We start from the raw sequence: 14,223 nt of genomic DNA, 5'->3' as shown, positions 1-14,223 counted from the left end.
TTATCTTGATTATAGGGTAGGTTCACCCTCTTATTCTAAAAGTTCTCAAACTCTCAGCCGAATCTTTTCCTACCATTATACCATTTTTTTGATGATTTTCAAAATGAAGATTTGTTTTCAAAAAAGAGCTGGTTACCCAACTCTTTCCTAACTTCTATTCTTTTTCCATTAAAAAGTCATAGATATCTTGCACCGTACCCAGCGCCATCATTTCTTGGTCTTTGACAGTCTGTTTGAGATTTTGGTAAATCTGACTTTCAGCAATTTCCCTTTTCGGCGCTTCTTTATTGACTGTCATGACACCATCTTTGATCGTCACAAAGCCCAGCTCCTCAAATACTTGGATCATCTTGACCAGCAAGATTTGTTGGATATTGAGATAAACCGCCAAATCTTTGAGCTTGTAGCGAATATCAAACTCTGGGAACTGGTAAATGGTCTTGTACAATTTGGCAAACTGCTCTCTAGTTCCATAACCTGTCAGATAGTAGGCCTTGTCAATGTCATTTTTGAAATAGACAGCAGAGAAATGCTGTTCCTGAAAAATGGCCTTCAGCAAGGTAATATCCTCAGGAATGTTTTTCACAACCACAGCATCACTAGTCGCTAAATCTGGCACCTCTCCAGCGAAGTCCAAGACTGGAACCCCTTCTGGCAAGGCTGCGTTCTTCCCACGAATATTAAAGAGTTGAACGCCTTCCACTCGCGCATCCACCATCATCAACTGGAGAGCGGTTTGGCCATTCCATTGGTTGACAGACAGGGTGACTGCCAATTCTAGATTCTTGGTTTGAGCAAACTCCGTCGCCCATCTACCTTGTCCGAAGGCTACCACTTCAAAACTCGCCTCACCCTTGGAGATCTTTAGTTTGAGATGGGCATTGCCTGCTCCCATTGTACGAACACTTTCGACCTGAAAATCCTTGATATAAAAGACAGGTTTCTGATTGTCCATTCCAAAAGGTGCCAAGCGTTCAAAACTTTTGACCGTTTCCAAGCTAAGCGTCTCCAAGTCTAGCTCTTCATCTAGATTTAACTTATTCTTGCCGCTAGCATCTGCGCCTTTTTCACAGACATAGTCTTCCAAAACCTGAGATAAATCTGAGAGTTTCTCAACTTCCAGCGTCATTCCTGCTGCACCAGCATGGCCACCTAAGGCGATAAAGAGGTCTCGATGGGGATCCAGAGCCTCAAAAATATCGACAGCTTCCACACTACGAGCACTGCCCTTGGCGCGACCGTCCTCTATATTAAGAACGATGACTGTCTGCCCTAGTTCTTCCAACAAACGACCAGCAACGATACCCAGAACGCCAGGATTCCAGCCTTCCTTGGCCAAAACTTGGACCTTCTTTTCAGGATCCACCATGGTCTTAGCTTCTTCATAGATAGATTGGACGATTTCCTTACGTTCTTCGTTTTTCTGATGAATCATGAGGGCAATCTCATGCGCTTCCTCGTCGTCAAATCCAGTCAGCAAATCAATAGCTGGATTAGGATCGTCTAAGCGACCTAGGGCATTCAAACGAGGGGCAATCTGAAAACCAACCGTTTCTTCTGTCACTTCGTTAGCAGCAATTCCAGCCATGTCCAGCATTTCTTGCAAACCGATGCGCTGAGTATGCCCCAACATTTCCAGACCATATTGAACCAAGATACGGTTTTCATCCGTTAGACTCACCATATCCGCAATAGTTCCGATAGCGACCAAATCAAGCAGTTCCACTTGCACTTCTTCCAAAAGAGCACAAGCCAACTTGAAAGCCACTCCGCAACCAGCCAACTGTTTGAAGGGATAGTCCGCATCCGGATGCTCAGGGTGAACAATCGCATAGGCATCTGGTAAGGTTTCAGGCATGGAATGGTGGTCAGTCACAATGACATCCACTCCCATAGACTGAGCTAGTTCAATGGCCTCGTGACCTGCAACCCCATTGTCCACTGTCACAATCAAGGAAATTCCCTCTTGCTCGATAAAGTATTTATAGACACTGGCATTGGGACCATAGCCATCGGTAAAGCGATTTGGCAAATAAACACGGCACTCGGCGCCAAGCTGTTCCAAACTTTCCTTAACAATAGAAGCTGAAGTCATACCATCCGCATCGTAGTCTCCATAGATGAGAATATTTTCCCCTTCTTCAATGGCCTGACGAATCCGTTCTACTGCCTTATCCATATCATGGAGCAGATAGGGATCATGTAAGTCCTCTAAAGAAGGTTCTAAAAACTTCTTTAGACTTTCTTCATCCTGAATCCCTCTCTCAAATAATAACCGAGCCACCTCAGGACCCAGTCCAGCCTTCTTGGCTATCTTTGTAAAATCCGCATCTTCAACCTGCGGGGCAAACTGCCATTCATAAGTAGGAGTTATCAAAAAAACATCCACTCTTTCTAAGAATTCTATCGTTTCATTATAACATGATTTAGGCTTTTTCACTATCCAGATTGTTTTTTTATAAAATTTTAGGTAATTTTTTCAGATATGATTTGACAAGGCAATTTTTTTGGTGTAAAATCATGTTATAAAATCTAACACAAAGGAGATCTCTCATGGCTTTAGTAGAATTTAAACACGTCGAAAAATATTACGGAGACTACCACGCACTCCGCGATATCAATCTCCGTTTTGAAAAAGGACAAGTTGTTGTCCTGCTTGGACCTTCCGGTTCTGGGAAGTCCACTCTTATCCGTACGATCAATGGTTTGGAGGCTGTTGACAAAGGAAGTCTCCTAGTCAATGGACACCAAGTAGCAGGTGCTAGCCAGAAAGATTTAGTTCCTCTTCGTAAGGAAGTTGGCATGGTTTTCCAGCATTTTAACCTTTATCCACACAAAACAGTGTTAGAAAATGTAACACTCGCACCCATAAAAGTTCTAGGAATTGATAAAAAAGAAGCTGAAAAAACAGCCCAAAAATATCTGGAATTTGTAAACATGTGGGACAAGAAAGATTCCTACCCAGCTATGCTGTCTGGTGGACAAAAACAGCGGATCGCCATCGCACGTGGTCTTGCCATGCATCCGGAACTCCTCCTCTTTGATGAACCAACATCTGCCCTTGACCCTGAAACCATCGGAGATGTTCTAGCAGTTATGCAAAAACTGGCACATGATGGGATGAATATGATCATCGTTACCCACGAAATGGGCTTTGCCCGTGAAGTTGCGGACCGCATTATCTTTATGGCCGACGGAGAGGTTTTAGTAGACACGACAGATGTTGATGACTTTTTTGACAATCCAAGCGAACCTCGTGCTCAACAATTTCTCAGCAAAATTATAAACCACGAAAGTGACAAAGTCAAATAAGGAGGCGCCTATGAAAAAGAAATTCTTTTTATCCGCATTATTGATTAGCCTTTTCAGCCTTGTTGCTGCCAAACCAGTCCAGGCCGATACTAGCGTCGCAGACATTCAAAAGAGAGGCGAGCTAGTTGTCGGTGTGAAACAAGACGTTCCCAATTTTGGCTACAAGAATCCCAAGACAGGGACTTATTCTGGTATCGAAACTGACCTTGCCAAGATGATTGCGGACGAGCTCAAGGTCAAGGTTCGCTACGTTCCTGTTACCGCTCAAACCCGTGGCCCACTTCTTGACAATGAACAGGTCGATTTGGATATCGCGACCTTTACCATCACAGAAGAACGTAAAAAACTCTACAACTTCACCAGTCCCTACTATACGGACGCTTCTGGCTTTTTGGTCAATAAATCTGCCAACATCAAAAGTGTTGAAGACCTGAATGGCAAAACCATCGGAGTTGCCCAAGGTTCCATCACCCAACGCCTGATTACCGAACTGGGTAAAAAGAAAGGTCTGAAGTTTAAGTTTGTAGAACTTGGTTCCTACCCAGAATTGATTACTTCCCTTCACGCTCACCGTATTGATGCCTTTTCCGTGGACCGCTCTATCCTGTCTGGCTACATTAGTAAACGGACAGAACTACTAGATAATAGTTTCAAGCCATCTGACTACGGTATTGTTACGAAAAAATCAAACACCGAGTTCAACGATTATCTTGATAACTTGGTCACCAAATGGAGCAAGGATGGTAGTTTGCAGAAACTCTATGACCGATACAAGCTCAAACCATCTAGCCACACAGCAGATTAAGGAGGACACCCTATGACAGATTTATCATCTTGGACATCCTATTTTCAGGATTTTGGACAATTTTTCAATGGTTTCCTCTTCACCCTTGCCTTAGCTATTGGATCCTTTATCCTCGCCATGGTTTTGGGCATCTTCTTCGGGGCCATGTCAACTAGTAAACGCCCATTCTTACGTGTTTTGGCTCGTATCTTTGTCGAATTTTACCAAAATACTCCCCTCTTGGTGCAGTTTGTCATCGTCTTTTATGGTTTGCCTCTTATCAGTGAACACACCATCATGATTCCGATTTATTGGACAGCTGTTCTCTGCGTGGGACTCTATCACGGCGCCTATATCGCTGAGGTTATTCGTTCAGGGATTCAGTCTATTCCTAGCGGTCAGATGGAGGCCGCCTTGTCGCAAGGTTTTACCTATATCAGTGCCATGCGCTTGATTATCTTGCCTCAGGCCTTCCGTATCATCCTTCCTCCTTTGACCAACCAAATCGTTAACCTCATCAAGAATACTTCAACTGTTGCTATCATCTCTGGAGTGGACTTGATGTTTGTGACCAAATCTTGGTCGGCTCTCAACGGAAATTATATCCCAGCCTTTTTAGGTGCTGCTCTTCTCTACTTTGCCCTATGCTTCCCTGTTGCCCAGTTTGGTCGCAAGATGGAGCAAGCCAACAAAAAAGCCTATTCACTTTAGGAGGTTACTATGGAATCTATTTTAGAAGTTTTGACCCCAGATAACCTAATCTTTATCTTTAAAGGATTTGGCTTGACCCTCTACATTTCTCTGATTGCTATCGTCCTCTCGACCCTTATCGGAACAGTACTAGCTGTCATGAGAAATGGGAAAAATCCTATCTTACGGATCATCTCCAGCATTTATATCGAGTTTGTACGTAACGTTCCCAACCTCCTCTGGATTTTCACCATTTTTTTGGTGTTTAAGATGAAGTCCACACCAGCAGGTATTACTGCCTTTACCCTTTTTACCTCAGCAGCCTTGGCTGAGATTATCCGAGGTGGTCTCAATGCCGTGGACAAGGGTCAGTACGAAGCGGGAATGTCGCAAGGATTCACTTCAGCCCAAATCCTCTACTACATCATTCTCCCACAAGCTATCCGTAAAATGTTGCCAGCCATCATTTCTCAGTTTGTAACTGTGATTAAGGATACCAGTCTTCTCTACTCTGTTATCGCCCTACAAGAACTCTTTGGAGCCAGCCAAATTCTCATGGGACGCTATTTCGAGCCAGAGCAGGTCTTCAGTCTTTATATCCTGATTGCCTTGATCTATTTCAGCTTTAACCTAGCAATTTCAAGTCTATCTCGCATTCTAGCCAAACATTGGCAACAAGCTGCGGAATAAAAAAGAAATGTGAACTCAAAACAAGGGTTCACATTTTTTGCTATAAATGAAAAAGGGCAACTCAATGCTATGCAAACGTTTTACTTTTTGGTAAAATGACTTTAAAAGCATAAAGCAAGGAGAAAAACAATGATTCAAGACCTTTACAAAGAATTCTCTCAACTGGAACAAGTAGAAGCTATCGCTCTTGGTGGTTCACGTGCAGGACAAGACTACGATCAAAATTCTGACTATGATGTCTATGTCTATCTTAACTCACCTATTGACGAGAAAACTCGTCAAATCATTCTTAGTAACTATTGCTCCTATATGGAAATTGGAAACCAGTTTTGGGAATTAGAGGATGACTGTGTACTAAACAACGGTATCCAAATCGAGTTGATTTATCGTTCGCTGGAGTCGTTTGAACAAGAATTGAACTCAACCGTTTTTCAACACAAAGCTCAAAATGCTTATACAACTTGCATGTGGCATAATCTACTCCACAGCAAGATTCTATACGATCCGAATGGAAACTATGCTTCGCTCCAAAGAGCCTACCAGATTCCCTATCCACAGGAACTCAAAAAGCATATCATTGAAAGGCAACTCCTTTTGCTAGAACAAGCCATGCCTGCCTTCTCTCACCAAATAGAAAAAGCTATCAAACGCCAAGATTTTCTCAGTATGAATCATCGTACAAGTGAATTTTTTGCTTCCTACTTTGACTTGTTATTTGCGCTCAATGAGCAAACCCATCCTGGTGAAAAACGAATGTTGGAGTACGCAAATACCAATTGTACTCTCCTCCCTAAACAATTTGAAGAAACTATTCGCAAGTATTTCCAACTACTCTATCAACCACAACAAGGAGAACAAGCTATCGTAACCTTGCAAACTATCCTGAAGGAACTAAAAGCCATTTTGCCATAGACCAAAAAGAAAATGTGAACCTCTGTTGTTGTTCACATTTTTATTTGTCGTTGACTGTAAAATTCTAGTCTACTCATATTCAGTTGCCTATTTTTGGCTCTCTCTCTGAAAATCTGTAACTAGGTTAGAAATTGTTCAATTGATTGACGAGCAATCATGAAGCCGTTCCAAAAACCGCACTCACAATCACTTACCCTGCTCTTTCATTACTAGTAACAATTTTTCCCTTAGGGTTACTACAAGATTTTTTAGAGATTCTAACAAGAATTACAATATGAATTTTACATATTACCATAGAACACCTCTATAGGAGAAAATAAGAGCTAAAATTAATAAAATATAGAAGGCGATAAAAAGCCATCTCATCTTCACACATAGAGCAATATATTCTCTGATAAAGGCCGATGGAATATAGTAGGCGGCTGTACGGCAACCAAGGCCATCTCCCTTCATCCCAATACGGCGAGCATAGGTACTAGTACGAAAAACATGATAATCATTGGTTACAAAAAGAAAACGTGGACTAGCCACCAGCTTCTCTCCCATTTCTTTTGAGAAGAGAAGATTCTCATAGGTTGTCGTTGAATCTTCCTCTAGGAGAATTGCTTCTCTCGGAACATCCGTCTCTTCCAGCAAATAATTACAAATTGCCTGAGCTTCGGAAATCTTTTCATCCCCACCTCGACCACCACTTGCGATGATTTTAACATTGGGATTGAGAGACTGGTGATAAGCTTCTACTGCCTTATCAATACGACTCTTCAGTAAGGGAGTCACTTTTTCTCCATTCAACAAGCCTGCTCCGTGAATGATAATAAAATCATAATATTTTTTCTTAGGAATAAAAAGATACAGGATAGAATAAAGCAGAAATCCTGCAAAGGCAAAACCAAAAATCAAATACGAATAAATCAAAAAGAAAAAGATAATATTCACTAGATGATTGGTGTAAAACAAGCCCTTGGTATCGCTCACTCGAATCGCCATGATCACAAAAAAGAATAGAATCACACAACCTAATCCTAGAGACAAATAATTTGCCTTGGATTTTCCTTCTTTTTTCAATAACACAAATCCATTATAAATAAGGAAAAAACCACTTAGAAAAACTAAAAGAGGCAGCAGGAGAAAAATCCCTGCAAAGAAAACCATGTGCACTTCTTTCTGTCCAGCTTCGTAAAAAAGATTGGCAATGGACATATAAGAAAAGAGCAGAGACAAAAGCAAGAGAGCTGGATTCCAGAGACTGCGATTGTCCCTTAAAAACGAAACGAGAAAAAGTAGGACAAAAAATCCTGTGATAAAGTACATAGTCTCCTCCTTTGATGACTACATTGTACCATAATTGTGGCAATAGAAAAAGAGGAGCCTAGCCCTCTTATTTTACTATTCTTGCTTCTGCATCTGCCACAACCTGAACCAGACTCATCTGACGAAGTTGATTCTCCATAGCTACTTGGATATCCAGCAATTTCTGATCCAAGACCTTATGAATATTAGCCCCTACTGGACAGTTAGGATTGGGATTGTCATGGAAACTAAAGAGTTTGCCAGATTTTCCTAGACATTCGACAGCCTGATACACATCAAAAAGGCTAATATCTTGGAGGTCCTTTATAATCTCGGTACCGCCCGTCCCACGCGCAACTGAAATCAATCCTGCTTTTTTGAGTTGCGACAAAGTCTTACGGATAATGACTGGATTAACTCCAACGCTAGCTGCGAGAAAATCACTGGTCACCTTGCTTTCCCGGCCCTTTATAGCAATGATAATTAGCATATGGGTCGCAATGGTAAATCGACTTGAAATTTGCATTTTGTTCCCCTTTCACCTGAGATTTTCATCATCTCTCTTCTCATACTCATTATACCCCTTTTTGATGTCATGTCAATCATTACTACTATCTAACCATTCATCCAACTCAATATCATGCCCCTGTTTTTGAGCAATCTCATACAGAAGTTCCTGGTTATGAGTGTGGTGAATCCCATTTACCAAACTTTCATAATAGACCTGGAAATAGGGGAGCTTTAAATCTTTGGCCAACTGCAATTCGGCTTCTACATCATAATCCACTCGACGAAAATCAACATCAGCCAAACCTGCTTCATCAAACTCTAAGATCATATACTGGGCCCGCAGGTCCTTACGCAACTTCGCATCTAGAAAGAAGGGTTGTCCAATGGACCCTGGATTAAGAATCAACTGTCCATCACTTCCATAACGAAGCAACTGTTGGTGGATATGACCATATACTGCGATGGAGGCATGCGGTTCCGTCACTAATCTATCAAAATCTTCTTGTTTTCCCGTATGAATCAACTCCCTACCCCAGTTTTTATCAGGGAGATGGTGAGTGATTCCCACCATCAAATCACCAAACTGACGATGAACTTGCATGGGTTGATTGTGGAGGTCTTCGATTTCTTCAGGGCTGATTTCTTCTAATATATACTGGCATTGACGTAGGAGGTAGCGATGACTCGCTTTTGTAGGATCTAGCTTACGATGCAAACCTCTCCAGAGACTATTCTCCCAATTACCAAGAACTCTTACAGTAATAGGCAAAGTCGCTAAAAGATTCAATATCCTTCTACGTCCCGTTCCCGGCATAAGAATATCCCCCAAAAGCCAGTACTCATCTACCTTTGCCTTTTTAGCATCAGCCAGTACAGCTTCCAAGGCTGTCGTATTCCCATGTATGTCTGAAAGAACTGCTATTTTCGTCATCCTTTCTCCTCTTTTCCTCTTACTTCTTCTGTTAGTATTATAGCAGAAAATACTGCAAAAAATCACTATCACTACTTACCTGATCAACTTGTAAGAGCTTCCAAATCGTGCTATAATATAGGTAGAGAGCTCCCCTTCATTTAGGATTATGTGGTCTTCAACATCTCTCTATTTTTGCAGATTGGAGGACTATTGCCATGCGGAAATATCTTAAGTATATCCCATACTACCTTGTCATATTCTTCTTTTACTGGCCTCTCTATGAGCTATTCTCACTACTCATCACTGACTCATATACACTGAAGGGACTGTACATTTACAACATTCTCCTCTTTTCACCTTTGGCAACCTTCATCGTGTCCCTTCTTTATAGCTACCGTTTCCAATTCTCACTGTGGTGGCTGCTTGGTGTCGGATTGCTCTATTGCTTTACCATCATCACTTTTAATGAATTCATTCTCGTTTATTTCCTAGCTTATGAACTCTTTGCCCTACTTGGTATGGCTTCAGGTTCGGGTATTAAATACATGCTACAGCGAGGAAAAAATAAAAAACTTTCACAAAATCCTTGAAAAATCTCGCAATCATGCTATAATAATGCATAGAGACAAGTCACTTAGTCCCTTTCTACTAGAGAGTGCGTGGTTGCTGGAAACGCATAGAAAGCCTAAACTGATACTACTCTACTGACTTTTATGCAAACATAAAACGGTGGCTACGTTAAAGCCAATCTGAGGTGTCCCTCTTTTTTGAGGAACATAAATGAAGGTGGAACCACGTTGCGACGTCCTTTTAAGGATGTCGCTTTTTGTTTTATCAGAAGGAAGAAGAACGATGCTTTATATGATTGGCGGATCACCTTGCAGTGGAAAGTCAACAATTGCCTCACTTCTTGCTAGACAATATCAACTACTTCATATCAAACTGGATGATTTGATAGAAGAGATGATGAGTCAAGCAAGTGCAGACTCACAGCCGATTTGCCTTCTTAGGCAGGATAGAAATCCAGAAGAGATGGCAGATGAAGAATGGCGCTTTTATTAAGTGAGATTTTTCCTTATGTAAAATCTCACTTAATAAAAAATCAAAACAGACCTCTCTTGGTGGAGAGAGCTGGACTTTTGCCTCACTTGGTAAAGGAGCTTGAATGTCCAACGTCTTCCTATCTATGCTTGACTCCAACAGCCGATTTTCAAAAAAAGCATTATACACAGAGAGAATGGGTTCCTTATGTCTTAGAGGGTACAACCAACCCTGAGCAAGCTTTTGAAAACTGGATGCAACGAGATATTCTTTTTGCTCAAATGGTTCGTAAGGAAGCGATGAAATTAGGCTATCCTAGTCTCGTAACAGATGGTAGTCAACCAGAAAATCAGACTGCGGAAGAAGTTGCTCGGCTCTTAAAATTGTCCAACAAAAATAGAATAAATATTTAAGGAGAAAACCATGATTAAGATTACTTTCCCAGATGGTGCTGTTCGTGAATTCGAATCCGGCGTTACTACTTTTGAAATTGCCCAATCTATCAGCAATTCCCTAGCAAAAAAAGCCTTGGCTGGTAAATTCAACGGCAAACTCATCGACACGACTCGTGCTATCACTGATGATGGAAGCATCGAAATCGTGACGCCTGATCACGAAGATGCTCTGCCAATCTTGCGCCACTCAGCTGCTCACTTGTTTGCCCAAGCAGCTCGTCGCCTCTTCCCAGACATTCATTTGGGTGTCGGTCCAGCTATCGAAGATGGCTTCTACTACGATACAGACAATACGGCTGGTCAAATCTCTAACGAGGACCTGCCTCGTATCGAAGAAGAAATGAAGAAAATCGTTAAAGAAAACTTCCCATCAATCCGTGAAGAAGTGACTAAGGACGAGGCCCGTGAAATCTTCAAGAACGACCCTTACAAATTGGAATTGATTGAAGAACACTCAGAAGACGAAGGCGGTTTGACTATCTACCATCAGGGCGAATACGTGGACCTCTGCCGTGGTCCTCACGTCCCATCAACAGGTCGTATCCAAATCTTCCACCTGCTCAACGTAGCTGGTGCCTACTGGCGTGGAAATAGCGACAACGCGATGATGCAACGAATCTACGGTACAGCTTGGTTTGACAAAAAAGACTTGAAGAACTACCTTCAAATGCGTGAAGAAGCCAAGGAACGTGACCACCGTAAACTCGGTAAAGAGCTTGATCTCTTCATGATTTCACAAGAAGTCGGACAAGGTTTACCATTCTGGTTACCAAACGGAGCAACTATCCGTCGTGAATTGGAACGCTACATTGTTGACAAGGAAATCGCTGCAGGCTACCAACATGTTTACACTCCACCAATTGCCTCAGTGGAACTCTATAAAACTTCTGGTCACTGGGATCACTACCGTGAAGATATGTTCCCAACTATGGACATGGGGGACGGTGAAGAGTTTGTCCTCCGCCCAATGAACTGTCCTCACCATATCGAAGTTTATAAACACCATGTACACTCATACCGTGAATTACCAATCCGTATCGCTGAGATTGGCATGATGCACCGATATGAAAAATCTGGCGCCCTTACAGGCCTTCAACGTGTACGTGAAATGTCCCTAAATGATGGTCATACTTTTGTAGCTCCAGAACAAATTGAGGAAGAATTCAAGAAAATTCTTCAATTGATTATCGACGTGTATGAAGACTTTAATTTGACAGATTACCGTTTCCGCTTGTCTTATCGTGACCCAGAAGATAAACACAAATACTTTGACAACGATGAGATGTGGGAAAATGCACAACGCATGTTGAAAGCAGCTATGGATGATATGGAACTGGACTACTTTGAAGCTGAAGGTGAAGCAGCCTTCTACGGACCAAAATTGGATATCCAAGTTAAAACTGCCCTCGGTAAAGAAGAAACCCTTTCTACTATCCAGCTTGACTTCTTGCTTCCAGAACGTTTCGACCTCAAATATATCGGAGCTGACGGGGAAGAACACCGTCCAGTCATGATCCACCGTGGGGTTATTTCAACCATGGAACGCTTCACAGCTATCTTGATTGAGAACTACAAAGGTGCCTTCCCAACATGGCTTGCACCACACCAAGTGACCCTCATCCCAGTATCGAACGAAAAACACGTGGACTACGCATGGGAAGTGGCTAAGAAACTCCGTGACCGCGGTGTCCGTGCAGATGTGGATGAACGTAATGAAAAAATGCAGTTCAAGATTCGTGCTTCACAAACTAGCAAAATTCCTTACCAATTGATTGTTGGGGACAAGGAAATGGAAGACGGAACAGTCAACGTTCGCCGCTACGGCCAAAAAGAAACACACACTGTCTCAGTTGATGACTTTGTTGAATCTATCCTGGCTGATATCGCCAACAAATCACGCGTTGAGAAATAAAACAATCACAGTCTGAGAAACATTTTTCAGAGCCAGAAAAAGCAACAACTATTTCAGCTGTTGCTTTTTTATATTTTATTTAACCTGAGCTAGTAGTGATTGGTTAAACCACCACAAATGGTATCCTCATAAACAATCCTTTCTATCCACTAACTGCTGGATATAGGATATTCTCCTAAAACTTGCTTCGATGAGTTAGATAAGTTGACTATCCTCAATCCTTGTCTGCTTCATTTTCTTTTACGAGCTCTTTTTGTGAATCCTTTTCAGAGAGTTTTTGATCGATATACTTGTTAATGGTTTCATAAAATTCCTTGGTCGTATCACTGTCTAATTTTGTCGAATTATGAACTTGATTGACTTTTAATTGAACAGATTGAATACCGTAAGAGGCTTGTTTTTGATGGAGCGTTTCTAATTCTTCTTCTGAAATCGGATCTCCAACAACCGTCAAGACCAATTCATTGTTCCTTGACTTGTAGACTTGATTAATGACCGTATGATTGGCGAACTCTTTTCCTACAAACTGTTTGATTCCTTCTTTTCGCGCTTGATCTATCGTCAGAGTGACTGCTGAATAGCTGGCTGGAAGAACCAATAATACAATCAAGGATGTCAAGCCAATTTTCATTTTAATATTTAGCTCTTTAAATGAACTTAAGGGAGATTTCCTCATCAAAATTCTTGTTCCAACAATATTAGTTAGCATGATAAAGACACAATTGATCAAGAAAAGATAGAGAGCTCCAAATAAAAATCGTACATTTCCATTAGCTAAACCATAGCCTGCAGTACAGATAGGTGGCATCAGAGCTGTTGCAATGGCTACTCCTGGCACGATATTGTTTGCTTCTTTTTTCCTTGACCCAATTACACCTGCTATCCCACCAGCAATAGCAATGAGAACATCCCAAATGGTTGGAGAGGTTCGTGCAATCAATTCACTACTTTCATAAGATAAGGGAGAAATCCAGAAATACAGAGCCGAGACAAGCAAGCTAACCAATACTTGAGTAAATAAAACCTCTAGAGATTGCTTGATTAAACGCGTATCAAAAATAGCTAAACCAAACCCCAGCCCAACAATCGATGTCATAAGAGGGGAAATCAGCATGGCTCCAATAATGACAGCTGTTGAATTCATATTTAGGCCGATAGAGGCAATAAAAATCGCACACATCAAAATCACTGTATCTCTTAATCGAACATGAAGATCATCATATAATTTCTCACGGTATTCACGTGTTGAATAGTTTCCGGTCATTGGTTACTCCTTTTATTTCATATAATCTTGTTTCTGCATGGATGATGGTAGAGAAACTTCTGTCCAATCTTACATATTTTTAATTCTCACCTGTTATTCTTTTGAAAATTATCCTTTAAATATCCGTCAGTCCATCCTTAACATTATATCAAAAATTTTACAGTCTTTATCTGAAGAAATCTATCAATTGAACAGATAGAGAAAGTTATCGTCAACCTCATGGTATCATCGACTACTTCAATGACCTCGAGAACTAAACTAAGCATATGATAAGCAAAGGCCAATGGAGAAATGCAAAAATTACAGGAAGGAAGAAAACTGTCAAGATTTGCTTGTTAATGGTTTGCTTAATCTGCTTTTGATCTAGACCTACCTTTTCGTTCGTGGTCTTCATATCCCTCAGAGATTTGTTTATAGTAGATAAAATAATTTACTAGGATACACAGTTAA

General features: G+C 41.3%; 12 protein-coding genes and 2 pseudogenes. 8 read left to right on the top strand and 6 right to left on the bottom strand.

What is annotated here, in order from left to right; genetic code table 11:
* Positions 1-154: 154 nt before the first annotated feature.
* Complete coding sequence (gene recJ / locus ATE34_RS01360; RefSeq protein WP_180382657.1) at positions 155-2,377, bottom strand: single-stranded-DNA-specific exonuclease RecJ; 2,223 nt, start codon at positions 2,375-2,377, stop codon at positions 155-157.
* 176 nt (positions 2,378-2,553) lie between these two features.
* On the opposite strand from recJ, the gene ATE34_RS01355 reads away from it, so the two are divergent.
* From ATE34_RS01355 to ATE34_RS01335, 5 genes are all read left to right on the top strand, one after another.
* Complete coding sequence (locus ATE34_RS01355) at positions 2,554-3,312, top strand: amino acid ABC transporter ATP-binding protein (RefSeq protein ID WP_001229577.1); 759 nt, start codon at positions 2,554-2,556, stop codon at positions 3,310-3,312.
* 10 nt (positions 3,313-3,322) lie between these two features.
* The gene (locus ATE34_RS01350) at positions 3,323-4,117 is read left to right on the top strand and encodes a transporter substrate-binding domain-containing protein (RefSeq protein WP_084910763.1); all 795 of its coding nucleotides are present in this window, start codon (positions 3,323-3,325) and stop codon (positions 4,115-4,117) included.
* Between the two features lie 12 nt (positions 4,118-4,129).
* Positions 4,130-4,807 carry an amino acid ABC transporter permease gene (locus tag ATE34_RS01345; RefSeq protein WP_042902756.1) on the top strand — a complete coding sequence of 226 codons (678 nt, stop codon included), beginning with the start codon at positions 4,130-4,132 and terminating at the stop codon, positions 4,805-4,807.
* Positions 4,808-4,816: 9 nt separating this feature from the next.
* The gene (locus ATE34_RS01340) at positions 4,817-5,476 is read left to right on the top strand and encodes an amino acid ABC transporter permease (protein ID WP_084910760.1); all 660 of its coding nucleotides are present in this window, start codon (positions 4,817-4,819) and stop codon (positions 5,474-5,476) included.
* Positions 5,477-5,605: 129 nt separating this feature from the next.
* Positions 5,606-6,388, top strand: coding sequence for a DUF4037 domain-containing protein (locus ATE34_RS01335; protein ID WP_084910758.1), 783 nt, complete (start codon positions 5,606-5,608; stop codon positions 6,386-6,388).
* Positions 6,389-6,676: 288 nt separating this feature from the next.
* Here ATE34_RS01335 and ATE34_RS01330 read toward each other — a convergent pair whose 3' ends face one another.
* From ATE34_RS01330 to ATE34_RS01320, 3 genes are all read right to left on the bottom strand, one after another.
* Positions 6,677-7,699: a YdcF family protein gene (locus ATE34_RS01330; protein WP_084910755.1), complete on the bottom strand. Its 1,023-nt coding sequence runs from the start codon at positions 7,697-7,699 to the stop codon at positions 6,677-6,679.
* Positions 7,700-7,766: 67 nt separating this feature from the next.
* Entirely contained in the window at positions 7,767-8,204 is a 438-nt protein-coding gene (locus ATE34_RS01325; RefSeq protein ID WP_084910752.1) for an Rrf2 family transcriptional regulator, read from the bottom strand.
* A 72-nt stretch (positions 8,205-8,276) separates the two neighbouring features.
* Complete coding sequence (locus tag ATE34_RS01320; protein WP_084910749.1) at positions 8,277-9,119, bottom strand: metallophosphoesterase family protein; 843 nt, start codon at positions 9,117-9,119, stop codon at positions 8,277-8,279.
* A 197-nt stretch (positions 9,120-9,316) separates the two neighbouring features.
* Between ATE34_RS01320 and ATE34_RS11045 the strand changes: the two genes are divergently transcribed.
* The 3 genes and pseudogenes from ATE34_RS11045 (at position 9,317) to thrS (ending at position 12,509) form a co-directional block, all read left to right on the top strand.
* On the top strand, positions 9,317-9,691 hold the full coding sequence (locus ATE34_RS11045; RefSeq protein ID WP_084910747.1) for a hypothetical protein: 375 nt from the start codon (positions 9,317-9,319) through the stop codon (positions 9,689-9,691).
* Positions 9,692-9,953: 262 nt separating this feature from the next.
* A pseudogene (locus ATE34_RS01310) lies at positions 9,954-10,555 on the top strand (AAA family ATPase).
* A gap of 10 nt (positions 10,556-10,565) precedes the next feature.
* Positions 10,566-12,509, top strand: a complete 1,944-nt coding sequence (gene thrS / locus ATE34_RS01305) for a threonine--tRNA ligase (protein ID WP_084910746.1) — start codon at positions 10,566-10,568, stop codon at positions 12,507-12,509.
* Between the two features lie 214 nt (positions 12,510-12,723).
* Here thrS and ATE34_RS01300 read toward each other — a convergent pair whose 3' ends face one another.
* Both ATE34_RS01300 and ATE34_RS01295 read right to left on the bottom strand, forming a co-directional pair.
* Positions 12,724-13,773: a DUF389 domain-containing protein gene (locus ATE34_RS01300; RefSeq protein WP_084910743.1), complete on the bottom strand. Its 1,050-nt coding sequence runs from the start codon at positions 13,771-13,773 to the stop codon at positions 12,724-12,726.
* A gap of 143 nt (positions 13,774-13,916) precedes the next feature.
* A pseudogene (locus ATE34_RS01295) lies at positions 13,917-14,195 on the bottom strand (ABC transporter permease); the annotation flags it as partial.
* Between the last annotated feature and the right edge of the window lie 28 nt (positions 14,196-14,223).

The organism is Streptococcus oralis subsp. tigurinus, assembly GCF_002093545.1.
Classification (GTDB): Bacteria; Bacillota; Bacilli; order Lactobacillales; family Streptococcaceae; genus Streptococcus; species Streptococcus oralis_C.
Note: the sequence above shows the minus strand (reverse complement) of the source record. Positions and strands in the feature narration are given on the sequence as shown.

Coding starts and splice junctions, on each gene's coding strand:
- ATE34_RS01355 (WP_001229577.1), top strand. CDS start 2,554: ATGGCTTTAGTAGAATTTAAACACGTCGAAAAATATTACGGAGACTAC.
- ATE34_RS01350 (WP_084910763.1), top strand. CDS start 3,323: ATGAAAAAGAAATTCTTTTTATCCGCATTATTGATTAGCCTTTTCAGC.
- ATE34_RS01345 (WP_042902756.1), top strand. CDS start 4,130: ATGACAGATTTATCATCTTGGACATCCTATTTTCAGGATTTTGGACAA.
- ATE34_RS01340 (WP_084910760.1), top strand. CDS start 4,817: ATGGAATCTATTTTAGAAGTTTTGACCCCAGATAACCTAATCTTTATC.
- ATE34_RS01335 (WP_084910758.1), top strand. CDS start 5,606: ATGATTCAAGACCTTTACAAAGAATTCTCTCAACTGGAACAAGTAGAA.
- ATE34_RS01330 (WP_084910755.1), bottom strand. CDS start 7,699: ATGTACTTTATCACAGGATTTTTTGTCCTACTTTTTCTCGTTTCGTTT.
- ATE34_RS01325 (WP_084910752.1), bottom strand. CDS start 8,204: ATGCAAATTTCAAGTCGATTTACCATTGCGACCCATATGCTAATTATC.
- ATE34_RS01320 (WP_084910749.1), bottom strand. CDS start 9,119: ATGACGAAAATAGCAGTTCTTTCAGACATACATGGGAATACGACAGCC.
- ATE34_RS11045 (WP_084910747.1), top strand. CDS start 9,317: ATGCGGAAATATCTTAAGTATATCCCATACTACCTTGTCATATTCTTC.
- thrS (WP_084910746.1), top strand. CDS start 10,566: ATGATTAAGATTACTTTCCCAGATGGTGCTGTTCGTGAATTCGAATCC.
- ATE34_RS01300 (WP_084910743.1), bottom strand. CDS start 13,773: ATGACCGGAAACTATTCAACACGTGAATACCGTGAGAAATTATATGAT.